Genomic DNA, 23,914 nt, shown 5'->3' with positions numbered 1-23,914 from the left:
ACACCCAGAACCTCGCCCAGCATGGCTCCTCCGAATAAGACACGTGCATAACGACGTCGTTATGCACGTGTCTTACCTCGGAACCCCAGCCTCAGGCAGGCGGCCCCAATCGGTCGGTTACGGATCCTGGTCCGGAAAGGAGGGTCCCCGGCGCGGGTCTGGTCCGCGTCGGGAAGAAGGGGGCCTCTTGGCCTCGCTACCCCAGATAGTCCGCCAGGGCGGCCTCGGTGCCCTGGGACCAGATCATGGACAGCCAACGGTCGAAGGCCAGGGCAAAGCGCGGGTTTTCACCCAGGGGGCCGTAGATGTCGGCCTGGCCGCGCCAGGTAGCGGGGGTGCTGCGGGCAATCTCAGCGAGGCGGGTCAGGGCGTCCCATTGGGGATCGTTGGGGGCAATCTCGCTGCCGTCCTCGCGGGTGCCTGTGCACATCCGTGCCCAGAGCGCCTCGACCAGGGCCAGCCCCTCGATCGGGGCCCCGGCGGCCAGGGCGTCGCGCAGGATCGGCAGGACGAAGCCCGCGTGACGCGCCGCCCCGTCGAAGGCCACCCGACGGGTGGTGTCGCGGATCGCGGGGTTGGCGAAGCGGCTCTCGATCAGCTGCATGTAGGCCTCGGGCGTCATGCCGGGCACCGGCGCCACATGGGGTAGGATCTCGGCGGCCTCGACCTGGCGCCAGAAGGGGGCGATGCGCGGATCGCCCATGCAGTCGGCGATGGTGGCACAACCCAGAAGCTCGCCCGCATTGGCCAGCACCTGGTGCCCGGCGTTGAGGATGCGGATCTTCATCGCCTCGTAATCGTGCACGTCATCGGTGAAGGTGGCGCCGACCTGGTCCCAGGGCGGGCGCCCGGCGCAGAAGGCATCCTCGATCACCCATTGGCGGAAGTTCTCGTGGGTCACCGGCGCCGCATCCTCGATGCCGAAGGCGCGCGCCGCCGCGATCTCGGCCGGGCCCGTGGCGGGGACGATGCAATCGACCATGGAATTGGGGAAGGTGCAGGCGCCCGCGATCCAGGCGGCCAGATCCGGGTCCGACAGGCGCGCCAGCCCCACCACCGCGTCGCGGGTGATGGCGCCATTGCCGCGCAGGTTATCGCAGCTTTGTACGGTGAAGGGGCCATGCCCCGCCGCCCGCCGCTGGCCCAGGGCCGCGACGATCGCGCCAAAGGCGGTGCGCGGCGTGCCGGGATGGGTCGCGTCATGGGCGATGTCGGGATGGGTGGGATCGAACTGCCCGGTCGCCGGGTTCACGAAATAGCCGCCCTCGGTCACTGTCAGCGAGACGATGCGGATCGCCGGATCGGCCATCTGGGCGATCAGCGGCGCATTGTCCGGGGTGACGGGCAGGAAGTCGATCATGGCGCCGCAAACCTCGGCGCTGGTGCCCTCGGGGCTCAGCTCGATCAGGGTCGTCAGACAGTCCTGGGCCAGCAGACGTTCGCGCATCAGGGCATCGCCGGGGCGGACGCCCGCGCCGATGATGGCCCAGTCGCGGGCCAGCCCCTGCTGCATCAGACGGTGCAGATACCAGGCCTGATGGGCGCGGTGAAAGTTGCCGGTGCCGATATGCACGATACCGGGGCTGAGATCGGCGGCGTCATAGCCGGGGCGGGCGATATCCTCTGGCAGGGTGCCAAGCATGGCACGACCGAGACGGACGGGGTCCTGGGTCATGATGTGGGTCCTTCCTGGCCTTGGCCTCAGTCGATCCGCAGACCCTGGGCGTCGAAGCGGTGAATCTGGTCCTCGCGCGGGGCCAACGACACCCGGTCGCCGTGGCGCAGCCCGACCTCGCCGGTGGCGCGCACGGTCACGGTTTCGGCCAGGCCGGTGTCATGCACATGCAGGAAGGTGTCCGAGCCCAGGTGTTCGGCCACCCCCACGGTGCCGGACCAGGGGCCGCTCTCCACCACGTCGATATGCTCGGGGCGGATGCCGATGGTATGGGCGTCCTTGGCCGCGGCTACCTCGCCCTCAAGCAGGTTCATCTTGGGCGAGCCGATGAAGCCCGCGACGAAGAGGTTGCGGGGGCTGCGGTAGAGTTCCAGCGGGCTGCCCACCTGTTCGATATGCCCGGCGCGCAGCACCACGATCTTGTCGGCCATGGTCATGGCCTCGACCTGGTCATGGGTGACATAGATCATCGTGGTCTTCAGCTTGGCGTGCAGCTCGCCGATCTCCATCCGCATCCCCACGCGCAGGGCGGCGTCGAGGTTTGACAGCGGCTCGTCAAAGAGGAAGGCCGAGGGTTCGCGCACGATGGCCCGGCCGATGGCGACCCGCTGGCGCTGACCGCCAGACAGCTGGCCCGGGCGCCGGTCCAGGTAGTCGGTCAGGTTCAGGGCCTTGGCCGCCGCCTCGATCCGCTTGTCCTGTTCGGCCTGGGGCACGCCCGCCATCTTCATGGGAAAGGCAATGTTCCGGCGCACCGACATATGCGGATAGAGGGCGTAGGACTGGAACACCATGGCCAGGCCGCGCTTGGCGGGCGGGGTCGAGGAGGCGTCGGTGCCGTCGATATGGATCGCGCCCGAAGTGATATCCTCCAGCCCCGCGATCAGCCGCAGCAGGGTGGATTTGCCGCAGCCCGAGGGGCCGACGAAGACGCAGAACTCGCCGTCCTCGATGGTCAGGTCCAGGGGCGGGATGACCTGGACGTCGCCGAAGGACTTGGTGACTTGCGCGAGCGTGATCTGTCCCATTGAACTGTTCCTTTACTTGACGGCGCCGAAGGTCAGGCCGCGCACGAGTTGTTTCTGGCTGAACCAGCCGAGGATGAGGATGGGGGCAATGGCCATGGTCGAGGCCGCCGAAAGTTTCGCGTAGAAAAGGCCCTCGGGGCTGGAATAGCTGGCGATGAAGGCCGTCAGCGGGGCCGCCTTGGCCGCCGTCAGGTTCAGCGTCCAGAAGGCCTCGTTCCAGGCGAGGATGAAGTTCAGCAGCAGGGTCGAGGCGATGCCGGGCACGGCCATGGGGGTGAGGACATAGAGGATTTCCTCTTTCAGCCCGGCCCCGTCCATGCGCGCCGCCTCCAGGATCTCGCCTGGGATTTCGCGGAAATAGGTGTACAGCATCCAGACGATGATCGGCAGGTTGATCAGCATCAGGATCACCACCAGCGCGGCGCGGCTGTCCAGCAGGCCAAGGCGGATGCAGATCAGGTAGATCGGATACAGCACCCCCACGGCGGGCAGCATCTTGGTCGACAGCATCCACATCAGGATGTCCTTGGTCCGCTTGCCGGGCACAAAGGCCATGGACCAGGCGGCGGGGACGGCGATGATCACCCCCAGCAGGGTCGAGCCCCCCGCCAGGATGACCGAGTTCCACAGGAAGCGCATGTAGTCAGAGCGTTCCTGCACCACGCGGTAATTCTCCAGCGTCCAGTCGAAGCCAAGGAAGATCGGCGGATCGGCGATCGCCTGGGCCTCGGTCTTGAAGCTGGTCAGGATGGTCCAGAGGATCGGGAAGAAGATCAGCAGGCCGACACCCCAGGCGGCGGCGGTGGCGATGGTCTTGCGGCGGGTCGAGACGGCACGGGCCATGGCGGGCGCTCCTCAGCTGTCCAGGTTCTTGCCGACGATGCGCATCAGGAAGATGGCAACGATATTGGCCAGGATGATGGCATAGACGCCGCCCGCGCTGCCCAGGCCCACGTTCTGGCTTTCCAGCACACGCTGGAAGATCAGATAGGTCAGGGTGCGGGTGCCGAAGGCGCCGCCGGTGGTCACGAAGATCTCGGCGAAGATCGACAGCAGAAAGATGGTCTGGATCAGCAGCACGATGGTGATCGCCCGGCCCAGATGCGGCAGGATGATGTAGGTGAAGCGGGCCAGCGGGCTGGCGCCGTCCATCTCTGCCGCCTCCAGCTGCTCGCGGTCCAGGGACTGCACGGCGGTCAGCAGGATCAGCGTGGCGAAGGGCAGCCATTGCCACGAGACGATCATCACGATCGAGGTCGTGGGCACCTCGGAAAGCCAGGCCACCGGCTCGGCCCCGAAAAAGCGCCACAGATGCGCCAGAAGGCCGTTGGTGGGGTCCATGAACATGTTCTTCCACACCAGCGCCGAGACGGTGGGCATGACGAAGAATGGGGCGATGACCAGAATACGTACAACGCCCTGACCCCACATCGGCTGATCCAGCAGCAGGGCCAGCAGCACGCCCAGGACGATGGTGATCACCAGAACCCCGCCGACGATCACCAGCGTGGTCTGCACGCTGGGCCAGAAGGCGGAAGAGGTGACGAAACGGGTGAAGTTGTCAAATCCGGTCCAGCCCAGGTCGCCGCCACGCAGCGGCAGGTAGCGGCGGAACGAGAACCACAGCGTCATGGTCAGCGGCACCAGCATCCAGCCCAGAAGCAGGATCACGGCGGGGGCCATCATCAGGCGCGCGGCAGAGCGGGAATGCTGGGTGGCCATGGGAAAAGCCTTTCCGGTCAGGCGTTTTGCCTGGCTCGCTTGGGGTCGGAAACGTCAGAGGATGCGGGCGGCGGCCTCCGCGCCGCCCGCGGGAAGGCCGGGATCAATAACCGGCGGCTTCCATTTCTTCCTGGGTGATGGCCTGGGCCTTCTCCAGCGCTTCGTCGACCGATTGCTGGCCGGCGTAGACGGCCGAGAACTCCTGGCTCACCTGGGTGGCGATACCGGCAAACTCGGGGATGGCGACGAACTGCACACCGACGTAAGGCACCGGATCAACCGTCGGGTTGGTCGGATCGGCCGCCTGGATCGAGCTCAGGGTCATCGCCGCGAAGGGCACCTCCTGGTACTCGGGCGTCTCGTAGAGAGAGGTGCGCGCACCCGGGGGCACGTTGGCCCAGCCTTCGTTCGCGGCCACCAGTTCGATGTAGTCCTTCGAGGTCGCCCATTCGATGAACTGCTTGGCCTCAGCGGCCTTCTGGGTGCCCGCCGGGATGCCAAGCGCCCAGGCCCAGAGCCAGTTGCCGCGCTTCGCGACGCCGTCCTTGTTGGGCGCCAGGGCAAAGCCCACGTGGTCGGCCACGGTGGACTCCGCCGGGTTGGTCACGAAAGAGGCCGCCACGGTAGCGTCGATCCACATGCCGCACTTGCCCTGCTGGAACAGCGACAGGTTCTCGTTGAAGCCGTTGGTGGCATAGCCCGCCGGGCCGGACTCGTTCATCATGTCCGAGAAGAAGGTCAGCGTTTCCTTCCAGGCAGGCTGATCGAACTGCGGGGTCCAGTCTTCGTCGAACCAGCGCGCGCCGAAGGAGTTGGACATGGCGGTGATCAGCGCGCCACCTTCGCCCCAACCGGCCTTGCCGCGCAGGCAGATGCCGTTGATGTCGGCGGCGTCGTCATCCATGGCCGCGGCGGCCTCGCGGATGAACTCCCAGGTGGGGGCCTCGGGCATTTCCAGACCGGCCTTTTCCATCAGGTCGGTGCGGTACATGATCATCGAGCTTTCGCCGTAGAAGGGCGCCGCGTAAAGGGTGCCGTCATGGCTCAGCCCGTCGCGCATGGCGGGCAGGATGTCGTCGACGTCATAGGCGTCCGACAGGTCGTCCAGCGGCACCAGCCAGCCGTTCGCGCCCCAGATCGGCGTTTCGTACATGCCGATGGTCATGATGTCGAACTGGCCGCCCTTGGTGGTGATGTCGGTGGTGACGCGCTGACGCAGCACGTTCTCCTCCAGGGTGACCCATTCAACGCCAATCCCGGTCGCTTCGGTGAATTGCTCGGTGTAGCCCTGCATCCGGATCATGTCGCCGTTGTTGACGGTGGCGATGGTGATCGTTGTGTCCTGTGCATAGGCCGCAGCAGCCGAGCACAGGGTAAGCGCCGTGGTGGCGCCGAAAACGCGCTTCAAAGACATCCGTATCCTCCCTGAATTGGATGTGATGCCCGTAGCGGTAGGCCAATGCACAGATTCGCGTCAACCTAAAAATTTACGCGCGAAAAGTTACGCGGACTTGCGAAGGACCAGGGTGCCGTCGAAGAGGGTCGAGATTTTCGTCTCTGGCCGGGCGCCTTCGGCGATGATTTCCAGAAGCTTTTCAAGGCTGCGCCCGGTGATCCGGTCATAGTCCTGCGACACGGTTGTCAGGGCCGGGCAGGTGAAGCGGGCCACGGGGTGGTCATCGTGCCCGGCCACGCGCATGGCGTGGCCGTCGCCGATGCCGACGCGCAGCCCCTGTTCGTAGGCGGCGGCAAGAAAGCCGATGGCCAGACGGTCGTTAGAACACAGCACCGTGTTGGTCGGCAGGGCGCGGTCCAGGATCATCCGGGTGGCCTCGCGGTGCGCGATTTCCTCGAAGGCCCAGCCGGTCCCCTCGGCCACCAGCAGCATGGGTTCATGGCCCAGGCGGCGCATCGTTTCTTCATAGACCGCGCGGCGCTTGTTGGCATTGGGATTGGGGGCGTTGCGCATCTCGAACAGGGCCGGGGGTTCGCCGGTCCGGGCAAGGTATTCTACAATGACGCCAGTACTTTGGATGTAGTTGGTGCCGAACATCGCATCGCCCACGTCCTCGACGTCGCAATCGAACAGCACGGTGGGCACATCGCGGCAAAAGGCGTCCAGCGCCTCGCGCCGCGACCGGCGTCCGATGGGCCCCAGCAGGACCCCGGCGGGGCGGATGCCGCGCAGGCTTTCCAGGTTGGCGATCTCGCGGTCCGGCTCGCCGTGCGAGCTGAGCAGGATCGGATTATAGCCCGCCGCGGTGCAGAGCATTTCCAGGTTCCGGGCCATTTCGGCAAAGAAGGGGTCGGCGAGGAAGGGCACGACGATCCCGATATTGCGCGTCAGGTGGCGGTTCTGGTTGATGGCGTAGACATTGGGGGTGTAGTCGAACCGCTCCAGCGCCGCCTCGATGCGGGCGCGGGTCGTGGCACGGACCGAGGTCGGGTCGTTGAAATACTTCGAAAGCGTCGGGCGAGAGATGCCGCTGACCGAGGCCAGCTCCTCCATGGTGCGAACTCTTTCCTGACCCATCGAGGCGCCTCTGGTTTGCTACGTTCTGTTCATAACTTTACGCGTGGAAAGGAAATCACGCGCTTTGCTTTCCGTCAACCGGCGCCCGGCCCCAGGGGGCCGCGGCAGCCGCAGGTGCGGCGCGAAGGCGGGCCCGGTCTTGGGCGTCGTCCCTATAGCACGGATCGCCGGGCCGCCTAGCGCCCCTGACCCCGGGGAGTGAAACGCGGCGGATCGAAGACCTCGACCGGGGGCAGGGGGCCTGCGATGGCCTCGACCTCGACCAGGCAGGACTGCGCGGCGGGCCCCTGGGTCAGCGCCGAGGCGGGCCGGTCGGGGCAGACCACATTGGGGTTGCCGTGCCGGTCCAGCGGCAGGGTGCCCGGCGGGGCCGTGGGGTCGGGGTCCCACCAGGCGCCCGTGGGCAGTTGCACCACGCCGGGCCGCAGCCCGTCATAGGTTTCCACCGCCGCCAGGCAGGCGCCCCGGTCGTTGAAGACCCGCGCCACGTCCCCCGTGGCCAGCCCGCGCGCGGCGGCATCCTCGGGATGCATCCGCATCACCTCGCGCCCCGCCACCTTCGCCGCCCGCGACACCCCCGCCATGTCGTACTGGCTGTGCAACCGCGTCGCGGGCTGGCTGGAAATCAGGTGCAGCGGAAAGCGCGCCACGGCCTCGGCCCCCAGCCATTCCTTGGGCGGCAGCCAGGTTGGATGGGGCGGGCAATCCGCATGGCCGAAGCCCGCAATGGTCTGGGAATAGAGCTCGATCCGCCCCGAGGGGGTGGTCAGCCGCGCGCCTTCGGGGTCGGCGCGGAAGGCCTGCATCAGGTCTCCCTGGCGGCTGTCCTCAGCGGGCTCCAGCAGGATCTGCGGCCCGCTCCAGAAATCCTCGAAGTCGGGCAGGGCCTGGCCTGCGGCCTCGGCCACCCGCTGCCCGCGCGCGTAAAGATGACGCAGCCAGCCTTCGGCATCGCGTCCTTCGGTGAAGCGCTCGCCTGCGCCCAGCCGTTCGGCCAGCCCGGCGAAGATCGCGTAGTCGTCGCGCGCCTCGCCCTGGGGCGGGGCCACTGCGTGGCTGGGCGACAGGAAACGGTCATGGCTGGAATAGGCGATGTCGTTGCGTTCCAGCGCGGTGGTGGCGGGAAAGACGATATCGGCGTGGCGCGCCAGGGCGTTCCACCAGCTTTCGTTGACGATCACCGCCTCGGGGCGCTGCCAGGCCCGGGCAAGGCGGTTCAGATCCTGGTGATGATGGAACGGGTTGCCCCCGGCCCAATAGATCAGCCGCAGATCGGGATAGGACCGCTTGGCGCCGTTGAACGTATAGGGCGCGCCGGGGTGCAGCAGGGCATCGGCGATGCGGGCCACGGGGATATGTTCGGTCACCGGGTTGGTCAGCTGCGGCAGGGCCGGGAAGGCAAAGGCAGAGCGCAGGTTGCCCACCCCGTTGGTCGAGGCATAGCCAAAGCCGATCCCGCCGCCGGGCAGGCCGATCTGCCCCAGCATCGCCGCCAGGGCGATGGCCGCCCAATAGGGCTGTTCGCCCGCATCGGCCCGTTGCAGCGACCAGGCCATCATCAGGAAACTGCGGCTGGCGGCCATCAGCCGGGCCAGTTCGGCAATGCGCGGGGCGGCAAGGCCGGTGATCTCTGCGGCCCAGTCGGGCGTTTTCGGTCTGCCGTCGCTTTCGCCCAGGATATAGGCCTCCAGCTGCTCGGCGCCGGTGGTGTGGCTGCGCAGAAAGGCGCGGTCGGCCAGCCCCTCGGTCAGCAGCACATGACCCATGGCCAGAAGCAGCGCGGTATCGGTGCCGGGCCGCAGGGGCAGCCAGTCGACCCCGTCGCCGGCCGTGTCGTCACGGATGGGCGAGATCGAGATCATCCGCGCGCCCCGCGCCCGCAGCCGGGCCAGGTTCTCGGCCAGGATATGGCGCGACAACCCGCCCGAGCAGATCTGCGCGTTGCGCGCGGGCAGGCCGCCGAACAGCACCAGCGTTTCGGTCGTCTCGGCGATGCGCGGCCAGGAGGTATGATGGCTGATCAGCCCGCGCCGGGTGCCGATCACATGGGGCAGGATCGTCTCGCCCGCCGCATAGCTGTAGGTCTGGACCGAGCGGGTATAGCCGCCGACGCTGTTCAGAAAGCGGTGCACCTGGCTTTGCGCATGGTGGAACCGCCCGGCCGAGCCCCAGCCGTAAGAGCCGCCATAGAGGGCGCGGTTGCCATGCTGGGTTCGTACCCGGTCGATCTCTGCCGCGGCCAGGTCCAGGGCCTCGTCCCAGGGCAGTTCGACAAAGGGCTCGCGCCCGCGCCCGGGGCCCTCGGGGACGATCCGCCCCGCCTCGCGCGCGGCCAGGAAAGAGGCGCGCACGGCGGGGCGGAGGATGCGGGCGGGGGCGTCCAGCCCCTCGATCATGCTTTGCCCCAAGGGCGAGGGGGCGGGATCCTGGGCCAGCGGCACCAGGCGCCGGGGGCAGCCCCCCTCCATCTCGGCGCGGAAGCTGCCCCAATGGGTGACGACAAGCGGCGTTTCGGGCCGGTTCAGCATGGCGGGGATCCTCGGCGGACGGGTCTCTCCCCCTGCGGTAGCGCCGGGGCGCGCGGGGAACAAGCGGGTTTCGCCAGGTCAGGACGGGCAGGGCGGGTGCTGATCAGCCTTTCGGCAACGGGCAGTCGGGCCGGGCCCGTGCGGGCGCGCGGGCATTGCCATTGCTGCCCGGGGGCGCGACACCGAAGAGGCAGATCAAGAGGACAGGAGCGGGCAATGCACTATTTCGACGCAGCGGCGGTTCATGCGCGCCTGCCCTGGCGCGGGCTGGTCGAGGCCCTGCGCCAGGCCCATGCGACGCAGGACATGCCCTTCAGCGAGGCCCGCCATTTCGACGCGCCGGACGGCGGCGGCGATCAGTTCGTCAATCTGACCGCCTGGGCGGGTGGCCAGGCGGTGGCGGTGAAACTGGTGGGCGTCTTTCCCGGCAACCCAGAGCGTACCCCACCCGAACCCTCGGTGCAGGGGCTGGTGGTGCTTTTCGACGGGCAGACCGGGCGGCCGATCCTCAGCTGTGACGGGGCGGCGCTGACCTATCGCAAGACGGCGGCGGATTCCGCCCTGGGGGTAGATCTGCTGGCCCGCCCCGAGGCCGAGGTTCTGGCCATCGCGGGCGCGGGCGGTCTGGCGCCCCATGTGGTGGCGGCGATCTGCGCGGTCCGCCCGATCCGGCGGGTGCTGATCTGGAACCGCACACGGCCCCGGGCCGAGGCGATGGCCGCCACCCTGGCCAGCCTCGATCTGACAGTCGAGGTGGTCGAGGACTTCGCCCAGGCCCTGCCCCAGGCCGACATCGTCAGCACCGTCACCATGGCCACCCGCCCGGTGATCGACGGGCGCCTGCTGAAACCTGGGGCGCATGTGGATCTGGTGGGCGCCTACCGCCCCGACATGCGCGAGGCCGACGCCGAAACCCTGCGCCGCGCCGGGCGCATCTTCGCCGACAACCGCCCGGTCTTTGCCCTGTCGGGCGACGGCATCGACCCGGTGGCCGAGGGGCTGGTGCCCGGGGTCGAGGCGGATTTCTTCGACCTCTGCGCCGGGGGCCACCCGGGCCGCCGCGACCCCGCCGAGATTACGGTCTGCAAGAATGCAGGCGGGGCACATCTGGATCTGTTCACCGCGCAATACCTGGCCCGGGCCGAGGGCTGAGGAGGTATTGCCCGTGCCGGGCGATGCCTCCGGCGGGGATATTTTTGGCCAACAAATAGAGAGGGGCAGAGCACAGCAAAGCCCGGGCGGCACCCCGGCTGCAAAGTCCGCCAACGGGCGCACCTGGTTGGCCTAGGTCACAGCCGGGGCGCGGCTCGGGCTTTCGCGTGCCACCCCCTTATCTTTCTCATTGCCAAAAATATCCCGGGGGGAATTGAGCCGCAGGCTCAAGGGGGCAGAGCCCCCTTTGTCCCTTCCATTTGTCGCCATCCGGCGACGGGGGGGCAGAGCCCCCGACCCCCGTCTACCTATCGCGCCTAGAGGTCGGGGGCCTGGTGCATGTCCTTCACCGCGAAGTCGATCAGCGCCCGCAGCTTGGGCGGCAGGGCGCGGCCTTCCAGATAGGCCACATGCAGGGGGTGCGCCGTGCCCTCGTAGCCGGGCAGAAGCGGCACCAGCGCACCACTGGCCAGCGCCTCGGTCAGGATGAAGCGCGGGCAATAGGCGATGCCGCGCCCGGCCAGGGCCATGTCGCGGGCGGCGCGGGCGGAATTGACCAGGAAACGGGTGGGGATCGGCACCTCGACCGTCTGCCCCTGGCGCTGGAAGACCCAGCGGGCCGGATCGGCGCGGTTGGTGTCGGCGATGCACAGGTGCCCGGTCAGATCCTGCGGGGTCTGCGGCGTGCCCTGCTGCGCCAGGTAGTCGGGGGCGGCTACCACCAGGCTGCCGATCTGCCCCAGGCGGCGGCGCTTCAGCGAGGGGATGGCCGTATCGCCAACGCGAAAGGCCAGGTCGACCCCCTCGGCGGCCAGGTCGACATAGGCGTCGCTGAGGCGCAGGTCGATTGTCAGATCCGGGTGCGGCGCGGCAAAGCGCGCCAGCAGCCCCGCCACATAAACCTCGCCGAAGGTCACCGGGGCCGAGATCCGCAGGGTGCCCGAGAACCCCCGGCTGTCCTCGGTCACCGATTGCAGCATCGCCTCCATCTCGCCCAGCAGGGCGGGGGCGCGGGTCAGCAGGGTCTCGCCCGCCGGGGTCACGCCGACCCGCCGGGTGGTGCGCTGCAACAGGCGGGTGCCCAGGCGGTCCTCCAGCTCGGCGACATATTTCGAGGTCAGGCGGTTGGACATCCCCAGCCGGTCGGCGGCGGCGGTGAAAGAGCCGGTTTCGGCGGTGGCGACAAAGGCGCGGAGGCCGTCGATCAGGTCCATGGATCAGCCTATTTGGAACAAATTGGGCGCAGTCATTCCATATCTTCCCTATTTCATTCGAGCGCTGCAAGCGGCATCTTCAGGGCAACAGAAACAACGGCGCGCAAGGATCGGGGCCCACCCCGATCCGCGCCCCAGCAGAAAGGACCGGACCCATGTCCATTGCACAGGATCTGCGGAAGCTGGCCGAAGGGCTGCAACGTTCCGACCGGCTGCCGGTGGTCTTCCTCGGCCACGGCTCGCCGATGAATGCGATCGAGGATAACGAATATTCCCGCAGCTGGACCAAGCTGGGCGAGACCCTGCCGCGGCCCCAGGCCATCCTGGTGGTCTCGGCCCACTGGATGACCCGGGGATCCACCCTGGTCAACGTCTCGGCCATGCCGCAGACGATCCACGATTTCTACGGCTTCCCGCAGCAGCTGTTCGATCAGCAGTACCCCGCTCCCGGCGCCCCCGAGGTGGCCAAGGAGGTGGTGTCGATCCTGGCCAGCCACCATGCCGAGGGCGACGAGACCTGGGGCCTGGACCACGGCGCCTGGTCGGTGCTGAAGTTCCTCTATCCCGGCGCCGATGTGCCGGTCTTCCAGCTGTCGATCGACATGACCAAGGACCTGCCGCACCATGTGGAAATCGGCCAGGCCCTGCGCGCCCTGCGCGACCGGGGCGTGCTGATCCTGGGCTCTGGCAACGTGGTGCACAACCTACGCGCCGTCCGCTGGGGCAAGGGATCCGAGGCCTGGGACTGGGCCGAAGAGTTCGACGGCCTCTTTGCCGACCGGCTGGGCGCGGGCGACATCGACACGCTGGCCGACCGGGGCAAGCTGGGCAAGCTGTTGCAGATGGCCCACCCTTCGGTCGACCACTACCTGCCCGCGCTGACCGTGGCGGGGGCGGCGGATGCCAAGGACAGCCTGTTGTTCATGACCGACACGATCGACCTGGGCTCGGTCTCGATGCGCAGCTTCGTCTATTACTGACGCCCCCCATGACCTTCGCCCCGGACCCGCACGGGCCCGGGACGCCCCCGAGACATGACCAAGACGACAGATGAAGGAGAGCCCCCATGCTGGTGGATGGCAAATGGACGAAGGACTGGGATCCGGTTCAGAAGAAGGACGCCAAGGGTCGGTTCGTGCGCCAGGTTTCGACCTTCCGCAACTGGGTGACCCCCGATGGCGCCCCGGGCCCCACGGGCGAGGGCGGGTTCCCGGCCGAGGCGGGGCGCTATCGCCTTTACGTGGCCTATATCTGCCCCTGGGCCTCGCGCACCCTGATGGCGCGCAAGCTGAAGGGGCTGGAGGAGATCATCCCGGTGACCGTGGTGAACCCGGTGCTGGAGGCCCAGGGCTGGGAGTTCGGCGGCTATCCCGGCGCCGATGAGGATCCGCTGCACGGCGCGCGCTACATGCACGAGCTGTACAGCCGCGCCGACCCCCATGTGAACGGCCGCGCCACCGTGCCGGTGCTGTGGGACATGAAACGCGATGTGATGGTGAACAACGAAAGCGCCGATATCGTCCGCATGTTCGATACCGCCTTCGAAGGGCTGGTGCCCTCGGATCTGCGCCTTTACCCCGAGGATCTGGCGCCCGAGATCGACGTGCTGAACGCCGAGATCTACGACAAGCTGAACAACGGCGTCTACAAGGCCGGTTTCGCCTCCAGCCAGGAAGCCTATGACGAGGCGGTGGCCGGGGTCTTTGCCACGCTGGACAAGCTGGAAGAGCGGCTGGCCGATGGCCCGTACCTTTTCGGTGACCGGCTGACCGAGACCGATCTGCGCACCTTTGTCACCCTGATCCGCTTCGACGCCGCTTACCACGGAGTCTTCAAATGTAATCTGAGGCAGATCAAAGATTACCCAGGGTTAACTTCTTACATGGAGCGTGTGTTGCAGCTGAAGGGCGTGCGGGAGACGGTGAACATGGATCACATCACCCGCGGCTATTACGCCATCAAGGCGTTGAACCCCACGCGCATCCGGCCGGTTGGTCCGGCGCATGTGGAGGCGCTTCTTCAGCGGTAAATGGTGACCTGGTAACCCGTGGAACAGGAGAGGCATTGCGCCTCTCCTGTTTTCGTTTCAGCTGAGCGGGGCCAGCAGCGGGCCGAGGTGCGGGGGCAGCTCGGGCCGGGCCAGGGCGTCCAGCAGCGGGTGCGCGGCCTGCGGGGCATGGGCGCGGCAATCGGCCAGTTTCGCCGCCAGATCCGCCAGCGCGGCGCGGCCTGCGGGCAGGACCGGCGGGGCGGGCAGGGGGCGGATCTCTTCGCGGCCATCGGTGAAGCGCAGGCGTGCGTGGCGCGTCAGGCCCGGGGCGCAGGCCTCCAGCGTGATGCGGCCTCCCAGGGCCAGGGTCGCTTCGTCCTGGCGGGGGGCCTCGGCGAAGGCCGCCAGGCCCGGCGCGCCCTGCCGCCAGGCCTGGGCGAAGGTATAGGGGATCGAGAACTTGGCCCCGATCGCCGTCTGCGGCCGCTGCCGGTCGGCCAGGGGGTGAAACAGCATGTCGTCGGGCGGGCAGACGGTAAAGGCAGCCCCGGCCAGCCTGTCCGGCGCCACCCCGTCGGCCCGCAGCGCCAGGCCCAGGGCAATGGCGGGGTGGGTGCCCCGGCAACAGGGCCACAGCTTTAGCGTGACCTGCTCGCCCAGAAAGACCCTGCCCAGGTCGTCGAAGGCCGCCACCTCGGGCGCGCGGCCCGTCAGCAGCGGGATCAGCCCGCCGCTTTCGCCCAGGGGATCCAGCGTGCCGGTGACGCCCGCCCGGGCCAGCAAGGCGCCCTCGACCGCCGCCCGGGCGGCGAAGCCGTCGCGCACCGCGCGCAGGTCGCTGGCCGGGCTGCGCTTCAGCGCGTCGGTCAGCGTAAATTGCACCAGCGCTAGCGAGACGGCGGCGACCGCCTGATCGGGGCTCAGCCGCAGCAGATGCGCCGCGCCCAGGGCCGCCCCGGCGCAGGCGATCATCGGCGGGTGATACCAGCCCTGCGCGCCCGGATCGGTGGCCAGGGCCAGGCTGATCCGGCAGGTCAGGTCGCAGGCCAGGGCAAGCGAGGTCAGCAGATCGGCCAGGGGCGCCTCTTCGCCCTCGGCCAGGGCCAGCAGGGCGGGAATGGCCACCGCGTTGGGATGCATCCCCGTGGCATCAAAGGTGTCCTCGAAATCCAGCGCATGGGACAGGGCACCATTGGCCAGCGCCGCCAGCCCGGGCGGGGCGCTGCCGCCCGCAAGCAGGGTTGCCGCGCCGCTGCCGCGCGCCATTTCGGCAAAGGGCCGGGCGGCGGGTTCCAGGGTCACGGCGGCGGCCATGGTGGCCAGCCCGTCCAGAAGAGACAGCCGCGCCGCCTGGGCTGCCCCGGGCGGCAGGGCGCGGGTGGCCAGCACCCGGGCGGCAAGGCTGCGCGTCAGGCTCATTCGGGGGTATGGGGGCGCAGGACGTCCCCTTCGGGCGTGTAAAGCGTATCCAGCCCGGCCTCGGCGGTGATCTGGCGCAGATAGGCCAGGATCCGGTCAAAGCGCGGATCCTCGGGGGGGACGATGCGCGGCACCGCGTCGCGTTCGATCCAGACCGGCACCAGGCGCAGATCCTGCACCCCCTCGGCTGTCAGCCTGCATTCCACGAAGACCGACATGGCGCTGTCGGGGGGGAAGTTATAGCTGCTGTCCAGATCGGGCACCCAGTCGGGGTTCAGCTTCTGGATCTCCTTGAACCCTTTCGAGGCGGCGTGTTTGGCATCCATCTTCAGATCCAGGGCGAAGTTCGCCAGGCTGTGGACGATGGGTCGGCCCTTGTAGAATTCCATCCCCTTCAGGATATGGGCATGACAGCCCAGCACCATGTCGGCGCCCGCGTCGATGGCGGCAAAGGCCACGTCGCGCTGATAGTCGGGGATCACGGCGGGGACAAAGTGGATGCCCGCGTGATGCGACAGGATCACCACGTCGGCGCGTGTCTTCAGATCGCGGATCGAGGCGACCAGCGCCGCCAGATCCTCGCGATGCGGGAAGGTGTGGATGCGCGCGGGCGTGCCCGGCTGGTCGGTCTCGATCTGCTCGTAAAGGGTATGGCCGCGCATGGGTGCGCAGCCGGGTTTCGCCTCTTCCGCCCAGTAATTCGCGGGCAGGATCGAGTTCACCGACAGGAACCCCACGGTGACCCCGCCCCGGTCGACGATCACCGGGGCGCGGGCCTCGGCGATATTGGCCCCGGCGCCCATGGGGCGGGCGCCCGCGCGGGTCAGGTTCTCCAGCGTGTCGAACATGCCGTCCGGGCCCCAGTCCATGGTGTGGTTCCCGGCAAAGCTGACCACCTCCAGCCCGGCGCCCACCAGGGCGTCGGCGATCTCGGGCTTGCCGCGCATGGTGTGGCGGGCCTGGGGCATCCGGGTTCCCCGGGTGGTCAGGTTCACCTCCAGCTGGCAATAGCCCAGGTCGGCGGCGGTCAGGCGATGGCGCACGGCGTCAAAGATGGTGGCCGGATCGTCGCGATCCGGGGCCACGTCGCCCACGGCGACAAACCGCAGGCTCATGTCCAGCCCTCCGCCGTGACCCGGTGGCAGGCGACCTGGCCGCGCGGGGTGTCCATCAGCGCGGGGCGCTCGCGCTTGCAGGCCTCCTGCGCGAAGGGGCAGCGGGTGTGATAGGCGCAGCCCGAGGGCGGGTTCAGCGGCGAGGGCAGCTCGCCCATGGGCGGCGTGGCCGTGGGCGGCGCGGCGGGATCGGCGGGCAGGGCGGCGGCCAGCAGGGCGGCGGTATAGGGGTGATCGGGGCGGGTGCAGATCCGCGCGGCGGGGCCACGTTCCACCACCCGGCCCAGATAGATCACCACCACCTCGTCACACATGAAGCGCACGGTGGCCAGGTCATGGCTGACAAACAGGGTCGCCAGCCCGTAGTCCTCTTGCAAGTCCTTGAGGATGTTCAGGATCTGCGCCTGGATCGACAGGTCCTGCGAGCTGACTGGCTCATCCAGCAGCAGCAGTTCGGGGCGCGAGGCCAGGGCGCGGGCGATGGCGATCCGCTGGCGCTGCCCGCCCGAGAACTCCGACGGCAGCCGGTCGGCGACGGCGGCCGACAGGCCCACTTGCTCCAGCACCTCGATCACCCGGTCATTGATCTCGGCCCGGGTCATCTCGCCCGAGGCCGCCAGGGGCTCGGCGATGATGCGGCGGACCTTCATGCGCGGCGAAAGCGAGGAATAGGGGTTCTGGAACACCGGTTGCACGGCGCGGCGGTAGGCGCGCATCTCGGCGCGGCTGAGGTCCGACAGGGCGCGGCCCTTGAACATCACCTCACCGCTGGTGGGATGGTCCAGCGCCAAGAGCAGCCGGTTCAACGTGGTCTTGCCGCAGCCCGATTCGCCCACGATGCCAAGGGATGTGCCCGGCGTGCAGGCCAGGGACACCTCGGACAGGGCGTGCAGCAGCCCGCCGCGTACCTTGAAGGCCCGGCCGAGGCGGCGGGTTTCCAGGATGGCGGGGCCCGCCGTTTCGGCGCGGGGCGGTGGCGGGGCGTCGGCCTGCGGCACGACGCGCAGGGCGCGGTCAGGCGATTTCATGGGCTTGCTCCTGCGGATGCCAGCAATTCAGGGTGTGGCCGGGGCGGATCTCGGCCCGGGGCGGGGCCTGGCGGCACTGGGCCGAGGCGGCGGCGCAGCGCGGGTGAAAGGGGCAGCCCTCGGGGCGGTGGCCCACGGCGGGGGGCGCCCCGTCGATCACCGGCAGGCGGTGCGGCGCATGGGCGGTCGAGGGCACCGAGGCCAAGAGCGCCTTGGTGTAGGGATGGGCGGGCCGGGCGAAGATCTCGGCCACCGGGCCGGTTTCCACGATGCGGCCCGCATACATCACCGCCACCCGGTCGCAGATCCGCGCCACCACGCCGAAGTCATGGGTGATGAACAGCATCGCCATGTGATGCGCCGCGCGCAGGGCCTTCAGCAGCTCCAGGAACTGGTACTGGATGGTGGCATCCAGCGCGGTGGTCGGCTCATCACAGATCAGCAGCTCGGGATCCTGCGCCAGGCCGATGGCCGAGACGATGCGCTGCCGCATCCCCCCCGACATCTGGTGCGGGAAGGCGCGCAGCCGCTCGGCGGGCGAGGGGATGTTGACCTCGGCCAGCGCCGCCTCGGCCGCCGCCGACAGGTTGCGCTTGCCGCCCCGGCGCAGGGCCTCTTTCAACTGGGTGCCGATGGATTGCACCGGGTTCAGCGAGGCCATCGGGTCTTGCAGGATCATCGAGATCTCTTCGCCCCGGATATGGCGCAGCTTGCGGTTCGGCATGGTCAGGATGTCCTGCCCCTTCCAGGCGATGCGCCCGGAGGTGCCGGCAGAAAGCGTGGGCGAGGTCAGCCGCAGAACCGACATGCCCAGAGTGGATTTGCCAGAGCCGCTTTCGCCGACCAGCCCCAGGGTCTCGCCCGGCATCAGGTCCAGCGAGACCGCGTCGAGGATCGAGGGCGCGTCCGCCTTGCGGCCCACGCGTACCGTCAGGTCGCGGATGGAAAGAAGGGGATCGGTCATGCGCCACGTCCTTTCAGGCCGGGATTGATCCGGTCGGTCAGCGTGTCGCCGACCACGTTGACCGCCATGACCACCAGCACGATGGCCAGACCGGGCAGGGCCGAGACCCACCAGGCGGAAACGATATAGCTTCGACCCTCGGCCACCATGCCGCCCCAGCTGGGGTTGGGCGGCGGCACGCCCACGCCGAGGAAGGACAGTGAGGCCTCCAGCACGATCACCACGCCGACCTGCAAGGTGGCCACGACGATCAGCGAGGGCGCGATATTGGGCAGCACATGGCGCAGGATGATGGCCGCGTGGCCCAGGCCCGAGGTGCGCGCCAGATCCACGTAATCCTCGTTCTTCACCCGCAGCGTCTCGCCCCGCGACATGCGGGCATATTGCGACCAGAGCACCAGCGAGATGACGATGACGATATTGAGGAAGGAGGGCCCGACCACGGCGGCGAACAGCAGCGCCAGCAGGATGACGGGCAGCGACAGGGCCAGGTCGACCAGCCGCATCAGGAAGCGGTCCAGCCAGCCGCCCACATAGCCCGACAGGGTGCCAAGGGCGGTGCCGATGCTGCCCGCGATGGCGATGACCACCAGACAGACCGCCAGGCTGATCCGGGCGCCCTGCACGATGCGCGCCAGCACGTCACGGCCCAGCCGGTCGGTGCCCAGCAGATGGTCGGGCGATCCGCCCGGGGCCCAGGCGGGCGGGTCCAGCCGGGCCCGCAGCGAGCCGCGCAGCGGGTCGTGCTCCAGCAGGAAGGGGCCGATCAGCGCCACCAGCACGAAGAAGATCAGCAGGCCGAGGGCAAGCTTGAAGGACAGATCACGGGTCATGGGGGATCCTTTCGCGCCGCTTAGCTGCGCGCCCGCATCCGCGGGTCGATGGCAAGGTACAGAAGATCGACGATCAGGTTCGCCAGGATGAAGAAGGCGGTGATCACCAGCACCACGGTCTGGATGACGGGAAAGTCGCGGGCCAGGATGCTTTCATAGGCCAGCCGCCCGATGCCGGGCCAGGCAAAGACCGTCTCCACCACCACCGCGCCGGTGATCATCGTGGCAAAGAAGGTGCCCATGAAGGTCACCACCGGGATCAGCGAATTGCCAAGCGCGTGGCGCAGTACCACGCCCCATTCCGACACGCCCTTGATGCGCGCCAGCTTCACGTATTCCGAACCGAGCGCCTCAAGCATCGAGGCGCGCACCAGTCGGGTGATGGCCGCCAGGGTGAATAGGCCCAGGGTCAGGGCGGGCAGCACATAGTAGATCGGCCCTCCGAAGCCCGAGGTGGGCAGCCAGCCCAGCTTTACCGCGAAAAGGTAGATCAGCATGATCCCCAGCCAGAAGCTGGGCGCGGATTGGCCCAAGAGGGCCAGCAGCCGCACCGCCAGATCGGCCAGGGTGCCCCGGGTGATCGCCGCCAGCACGCCCAGCAGGACGCCCACCACCAGGGTGAAGGCCAGGGCGACCCCGGCCAGCGACAGCGAGGCGGGTAGGCGCGACAGCACCAGGTGCAGCGCGTCTTCGCGCCCGGCGGTCACCGATTGGCCGAAATCCCCCTGCAGGGCATTGCCCAGGAAGGTCAGGTATTGCCGCCAGGCCGGTTGATCCAGGCCCAGCTGGGCGATCAGCATCTGGCGGTCTTCCTCGGTGGCGCTGTCCGACAGCAGCAGGGCCACCGGGTCGCCGATGACACGGCTGAGAAGGAAAATGACCAGGCTCATCAGCAAAAGCGCCACCAGCGCCTCGGCCAGCCTGCCGGAAAGATGTTTCAGCATGGGGATCCTGTACGCTTGGGGCGCGTGCGGGCCGGGCGGGGGCCGGTCAGAGGGGAAGGCGCGCCGGTGCCGTGCGACGGGCGGCGGTAGACCCGCCGCCCGCGTCCGGGTGGGGCCGTTACTCGGCCAGTTCCGCCTGATCGAAGTTGTAGACGTAAGAGGTGTCGATCCCCCAGGCGCCCACGCGGTCGCCCACGCCGTAGGGTTCATTGGCCAGCACCATGAAGACGTTGGCCGCCTCGTCGCGCAGATACTGGCCGATGTCGGTCAGCCGCTCGGTGCGCTTGGCCGGGTCGGTCTCGGCGCCCAGGCCCGCCAGTTTCTCTTCCAGCGCCTCAGAGGTGAAGGAGGCGAAAAGCGACTTGGTCGAGAAGCCCGCCTCGACCCCGTTTTCGGGGTTGGCGAAGGGGAAGCCCCGGTGCGTCATGGCGAAGTTCAGCGGCTTGCCAGAGGTCCATTCGGCGCGGATCGAGGGCCAGTCGCCTGGCTCGATCGTGACGTTGATGCCCACATCGGCCCAGTACAGCGCCACCGCCTCGGCCATCAGCGGCAGTTCGGCGCCCGGCGTGGTGGTGAAGGTCTTCAGCACCATGTCAAAGCCGTCGGCATAGCCCGCCTCGGCCAGCAGCGCGCGGGCGCGCTCGGGGTCGTAGGGGTAGGGTTCGACCGAATCCCAGGCGGCAATCGGCGTGTCGCCATTGGCCACGGTGCCCTGCCCCTGGAACAGCTCGTCGATGATCGTCTGCTTGTCGACGGCATAGTTCATCGCCTGGCGCACGCGCACGTCGGCCCAGGGGTTGTCGGGGTTGAACCGCGCGGGGTCGGTCTGCACCACGCCGCCTAGGCGGATCACCGGCGACCAGGTCTTTTCCGCCGAGACGATGCGCAGGCCCGCGGCATCCAGCCCGGGGATCGAATCGAAGCTGACCGGGGCGATGTCGGCCTCACCGGCCTGCAACATGGCCACGCGGGTGGCCTCTTCGGGTACGGCCTTGAAGGTGATCGTGTCGAAATCGGGCGAGACGCGCCAGTGCTCGACGCCCTCGCGCAGGGCCAGGGTAATCTCGGACCCGTCGACGGATTGCGCCACCGTATAGGGGCCGCTGCCCACGGGCATGGCGCTGTCGGCCTCGGCGCCCAGGCCTTCGACATAGGACTTGCACACGATGCCGACCTGCTGCGCCTCACCCATATAGCCGGTGGCCAGCAGGAAGTCGGGGGCCTTCAGGTTCAGCCGCAGGGTCAGCTCGTCCACCACCTCGGCGCTGTCGATCACCCGGCGCATGGTCGAGGCCGGGCCGGCGCGGCTGTCGTCGGCGATGATGCGTTCGATGGAATAGGCCACGTCCTCGGCGGTGACGGTGCCGCAGCTGGGATCCGAGAAGGGCACGCCCTCGCGCAGATGGAAGGTCCAGGTCTGGCCGTCGTTCTCCATCTCCCAGCTGGTGGCGAGGCCGGGCTGGGCGTTGCCATCGGCATCCAGGTAGACAAGGTAGTCATAGACCAGGTCGAGGTAGGTCTTGCGCTGACCAGAGCCCGCCCAGGGGGTCATAGTCTGTTCCGATAAAGTGGGGATGGCGACGGTCAAGGTCTCTGCCGTCCCCGGCGAGGCGGCCAGCAGCGCGAGCGCGGACGCACCCAGCACTGCCGCGCGACGGCGCGGTTTCAGATGTTTCATTTTTCCTCCCTACGGCCTGTTTGCAGGCCGCTCCTTTAGTGTCCCGAGTGTCCTATCTGGATCCCTAATTGTCAACAATCTTGCGCTGGTCATTGCCGGGCTTTCGGGGGAGGATGGGCGCGTCGAGCCGGGGAGGCGGAAGATGGCGGAAGATGGGGCGGCGCGGGATCTGAGTTCCGAGGGAATCGCGGCCGCGCTGCGGGCGCGGATGCTGGCCGGGGACTATGCCCTGGGGCAGCGGTTGATCGAGATGGACCTGGCCGAGGAATTCGGCGTGGGCCGGGGCCGTGTGCGCGAGGCCTTCCGCATGCTGACCGGCGAGGGCTATCTGGAGTTTGTGGCCAACCGCGGCGTGCTGGTGCGGCGCTATTCCCGGGCCGAGCTGATCGAGATGGGCCGCGTGCGCGAGGTGATGGAGGGGCTGGCCGCCCGCCTGGCCGCCGAACGCGCGCTGGACGCGGCGGAACGGGCCGATCTGGAGGGCGCCCAGGCGCGGATGGATGCCGCCGAGGCCGCCGGGGATCTGGCTGGGTTCGGCGCCGAGAACCGCGCCTATCATGCCCTGATCGAGCGGCTGGCGGGCAATGGGCCCGCGGCCAGGGTGATTGACCGGGTGCGCATCCCGCTGGTGCGGGTGCAGATGCCGCCCGCCGATGTCGAGGAATCCATTGGCCGGTCCAATCGCGATCACCGGGTGATCACCGCCGCCATCCTGTCGGGCGCGCCCGAGGCCGCCGAGGCGGCCATGCGGGCCCATGTCCGCGCGGGCAACGCGCATATCGCGCGGCTGCCCGACAGGGTGTTCAGCGATTAACGAAAGCGGACCGGCACCGCGAAGGGGCCGTATTCGGGCCAGGTGGTCATCGGCGTCGGGCCGTCGGCCTCGAAGCCGTCGCAATACTTGGCCCAGCTTTCCAGCGCCGCCTCGATCATCAGCCGCCCGATCGGCTCGCCCGCGCAGCGGTGCGGGCCGCGGCCAAAGGCGATGGCGGGCTTGGGGTTGTCGCGGTCCAGGCGGAACTCGTGCGGGCATTCGAACACCGCCTCGTCGCGGTTGGCCGAGGTGAAGCACAGGGCGATCGGCTCATCCTTGCAGATCTTTTCGCCGCCGATTTCCACGTCCCGCGTGGGCGTGCGGGCAAAGCCCCGGTAGGGGGTGTAAAGGCGCAGCAGCTCTTCCGCGATCTCTGGGGTCTTTTCGGGGTGATCCTTCAGCAGTTGGAAATGCTCCGGGTGGCGGCAGAAATGCACGGCAGCCGAGCCCAGGAAGGTGGTGGGGGCGATGATGCCGACCACCAAAAGTTGCCGGATGGTGCCTAGAATACCCTGATCGGGCAAGGGGTTGCCGTCGAAATCCCGCGCCGCCAGCAGGGCGCTGGCCGGGTCCGTGCCGGGGTCGCGCGGGTTTTCCTTGCGGTCGTCGATGATCGCCTGGGCAATGTCGTAAAGCACCAGCGAGTGTTTCTGGATCGCGTCGAAATCCTTGGTTTGCAGGGCCAGGTTGAAGGCATGGCCGATGTTGCGGATGCGGAAGGCGTCCTCTTCCGAGATCATGAAGAACTCGGCCAGGACATGGATCGGCAGGTGGAACGAGAATTCGCCGCAGATGTCGACGCGGCCCTTGGCCGGAATGTCCTTGAACAGCCGGTCCGAGATCTCGCGCACCACCTTGTTCCAGTATTGCATCCGTTCCTTGCGGAAGAGCGGCGCAATGGCCTTGCGGTAGGGGGTGTGTTCCGGCGGGTCCAGGTGCAGCGGCGGGCGGCGCCCGGTGGTGGCCACGCGTGGCACCACGTTCTGCACGGCGGTGGAATAAAGCGCCGGGTCGGACATGGCCGTTTCGATGTCCTCGTAACGGGTCAGCATCCAGAAGCCTTCCATGTCGTTGGAATGGGCCACCGGGCAGCGGGCGCGCAGATCCGCGAACAGCTCATGCGCGGCGTCGAAATCGTCCTGGCCGTCGGCGTCGAAGTCATGGCGCTTGGAAAAGCGCTCGGTGCCTTCCGGCGCGCGCCGGTCGTGAATCACATTGGTCATGGTTTCCTCCCTGATTGTCGACAATGTGACGTAGGTATGTGCTGAGAGCAAGTA

The 23,914-nt window shown here is 68.3% G+C and carries 20 protein-coding genes; 4 read left to right on the top strand and 16 right to left on the bottom strand.

Annotation, left to right across the window (positions count from 1 at the left end):
* Positions 1 to 196: 196 nt before the first annotated feature.
* The 7 genes from ACRARE_RS03655 to ACRARE_RS03625 form a co-directional block, all read right to left on the bottom strand.
* A complete protein-coding gene (locus tag ACRARE_RS03655) occupies positions 197 to 1,675 on the bottom strand; it encodes a mannitol dehydrogenase family protein (RefSeq protein WP_432655039.1) in 1,479 nt (492 codons plus the stop codon).
* 26 nt (positions 1,676 to 1,701) lie between these two features.
* The gene (locus ACRARE_RS03650; protein WP_432655038.1) at positions 1,702 to 2,703 is read right to left on the bottom strand and encodes an ABC transporter ATP-binding protein; all 1,002 of its coding nucleotides are present in this window, start codon (positions 2,701 to 2,703) and stop codon (positions 1,702 to 1,704) included.
* Between the two features lie 12 nt (positions 2,704 to 2,715).
* Entirely contained in the window at positions 2,716 to 3,546 is an 831-nt protein-coding gene (locus ACRARE_RS03645; RefSeq protein ID WP_432655037.1) for a carbohydrate ABC transporter permease, read from the bottom strand.
* A gap of 12 nt (positions 3,547 to 3,558) precedes the next feature.
* Positions 3,559 to 4,425: a carbohydrate ABC transporter permease gene (locus ACRARE_RS03640; RefSeq protein ID WP_432655036.1), complete on the bottom strand. Its 867-nt coding sequence runs from the start codon at positions 4,423 to 4,425 to the stop codon at positions 3,559 to 3,561.
* A 103-nt stretch (positions 4,426 to 4,528) separates the two neighbouring features.
* The gene (locus ACRARE_RS03635; RefSeq protein ID WP_432655035.1) at positions 4,529 to 5,839 is read right to left on the bottom strand and encodes an ABC transporter substrate-binding protein; all 1,311 of its coding nucleotides are present in this window, start codon (positions 5,837 to 5,839) and stop codon (positions 4,529 to 4,531) included.
* An 87-nt stretch (positions 5,840 to 5,926) separates the two neighbouring features.
* Complete coding sequence (locus tag ACRARE_RS03630; RefSeq protein ID WP_432655034.1) at positions 5,927 to 6,958, bottom strand: LacI family DNA-binding transcriptional regulator; 1,032 nt, start codon at positions 6,956 to 6,958, stop codon at positions 5,927 to 5,929.
* Between the two features lie 176 nt (positions 6,959 to 7,134).
* On the bottom strand, positions 7,135 to 9,486 hold the full coding sequence (locus ACRARE_RS03625) for a molybdopterin-dependent oxidoreductase (protein WP_432655033.1): 2,352 nt from the start codon (positions 9,484 to 9,486) through the stop codon (positions 7,135 to 7,137).
* 216 nt (positions 9,487 to 9,702) lie between these two features.
* Between ACRARE_RS03625 and ACRARE_RS03620 the strand changes: the two genes are divergently transcribed.
* On the top strand, positions 9,703 to 10,638 hold the full coding sequence (locus tag ACRARE_RS03620; RefSeq protein WP_432655032.1) for an ornithine cyclodeaminase family protein: 936 nt from the start codon (positions 9,703 to 9,705) through the stop codon (positions 10,636 to 10,638).
* Positions 10,639 to 10,955: 317 nt separating this feature from the next.
* Here the strand turns inward: ACRARE_RS03620 and ACRARE_RS03615 are convergent, their stop codons facing one another.
* Entirely contained in the window at positions 10,956 to 11,852 is an 897-nt protein-coding gene (locus ACRARE_RS03615; RefSeq protein WP_432655031.1) for a LysR family transcriptional regulator, read from the bottom strand.
* A 155-nt stretch (positions 11,853 to 12,007) separates the two neighbouring features.
* Here ACRARE_RS03615 and ygiD point away from each other — a divergent pair, with 155 nt between their 5' ends.
* Both ygiD and ACRARE_RS03605 read left to right on the top strand, forming a co-directional pair.
* Positions 12,008 to 12,832, top strand: coding sequence for a 4,5-DOPA-extradiol-dioxygenase (ygiD, locus tag ACRARE_RS03610; RefSeq protein ID WP_432655030.1), 825 nt, complete (start codon positions 12,008 to 12,010; stop codon positions 12,830 to 12,832).
* Positions 12,833 to 12,918: 86 nt separating this feature from the next.
* Positions 12,919 to 13,881 carry a glutathione S-transferase family protein gene (locus ACRARE_RS03605; protein ID WP_432655029.1) on the top strand — a complete coding sequence of 321 codons (963 nt, stop codon included), beginning with the start codon at positions 12,919 to 12,921 and terminating at the stop codon, positions 13,879 to 13,881.
* Positions 13,882 to 13,938: 57 nt separating this feature from the next.
* Here the strand turns inward: ACRARE_RS03605 and ACRARE_RS03600 are convergent, their stop codons facing one another.
* The 7 genes from ACRARE_RS03600 to ACRARE_RS03570 all read right to left on the bottom strand — a co-directional run bounded on the left by ACRARE_RS03600 (position 13,939) and on the right by ACRARE_RS03570 (position 21,823).
* Entirely contained in the window at positions 13,939 to 15,261 is a 1,323-nt protein-coding gene (locus tag ACRARE_RS03600) for an MmgE/PrpD family protein (RefSeq protein WP_432655028.1), read from the bottom strand.
* Complete coding sequence (locus ACRARE_RS03595; protein ID WP_432655027.1) at positions 15,258 to 16,376, bottom strand: CapA family protein; 1,119 nt, start codon at positions 16,374 to 16,376, stop codon at positions 15,258 to 15,260. The genes ACRARE_RS03600 and ACRARE_RS03595 overlap by 4 nt, the downstream gene beginning before the upstream one ends.
* Positions 16,373 to 17,404 (bottom strand): oligopeptide/dipeptide ABC transporter ATP-binding protein, encoded by a 1,032-nt coding sequence (locus ACRARE_RS03590; RefSeq protein ID WP_432655026.1) that lies wholly within the window; start codon positions 17,402 to 17,404, stop codon positions 16,373 to 16,375. Before ACRARE_RS03590 ends, ACRARE_RS03595 begins: the two co-directional genes overlap by 4 nt.
* Positions 17,391 to 18,368: an ABC transporter ATP-binding protein gene (locus tag ACRARE_RS03585; RefSeq protein WP_432655025.1), complete on the bottom strand. Its 978-nt coding sequence runs from the start codon at positions 18,366 to 18,368 to the stop codon at positions 17,391 to 17,393. Before ACRARE_RS03585 ends, ACRARE_RS03590 begins: the two co-directional genes overlap by 14 nt.
* Positions 18,365 to 19,201, bottom strand: coding sequence for an ABC transporter permease (locus tag ACRARE_RS03580; RefSeq protein ID WP_432655024.1), 837 nt, complete (start codon positions 19,199 to 19,201; stop codon positions 18,365 to 18,367). The genes ACRARE_RS03585 and ACRARE_RS03580 overlap by 4 nt, the downstream gene beginning before the upstream one ends.
* Before the next feature lie 20 nt (positions 19,202 to 19,221).
* Positions 19,222 to 20,145: an ABC transporter permease gene (locus ACRARE_RS03575; protein ID WP_432655023.1), complete on the bottom strand. Its 924-nt coding sequence runs from the start codon at positions 20,143 to 20,145 to the stop codon at positions 19,222 to 19,224.
* Positions 20,146 to 20,263: 118 nt separating this feature from the next.
* A complete protein-coding gene (locus tag ACRARE_RS03570; RefSeq protein ID WP_432655022.1) occupies positions 20,264 to 21,823 on the bottom strand; it encodes an ABC transporter substrate-binding protein in 1,560 nt (519 codons plus the stop codon).
* Positions 21,824 to 21,965: 142 nt separating this feature from the next.
* Between ACRARE_RS03570 and ACRARE_RS03565 the strand changes: the two genes are divergently transcribed.
* A complete protein-coding gene (locus tag ACRARE_RS03565; protein ID WP_432655021.1) occupies positions 21,966 to 22,637 on the top strand; it encodes a GntR family transcriptional regulator in 672 nt (223 codons plus the stop codon).
* Here ACRARE_RS03565 and ACRARE_RS03560 read toward each other — a convergent pair.
* Entirely contained in the window at positions 22,634 to 23,860 is a 1,227-nt protein-coding gene (locus tag ACRARE_RS03560; RefSeq protein WP_432655020.1) for a cytochrome P450, read from the bottom strand. The genes ACRARE_RS03565 and ACRARE_RS03560 overlap by 4 nt on opposite strands.
* Positions 23,861 to 23,914: the final 54 nt, after the last annotated feature.

Source organism: Pseudooceanicola aquaeponti, from assembly GCF_050897975.1.
Lineage (GTDB): Bacteria > Pseudomonadota > Alphaproteobacteria > Rhodobacterales > Rhodobacteraceae > Pseudooceanicola.
Note: the sequence above shows the minus strand (reverse complement) of the source record. Positions and strands in the feature narration are given on the sequence as shown.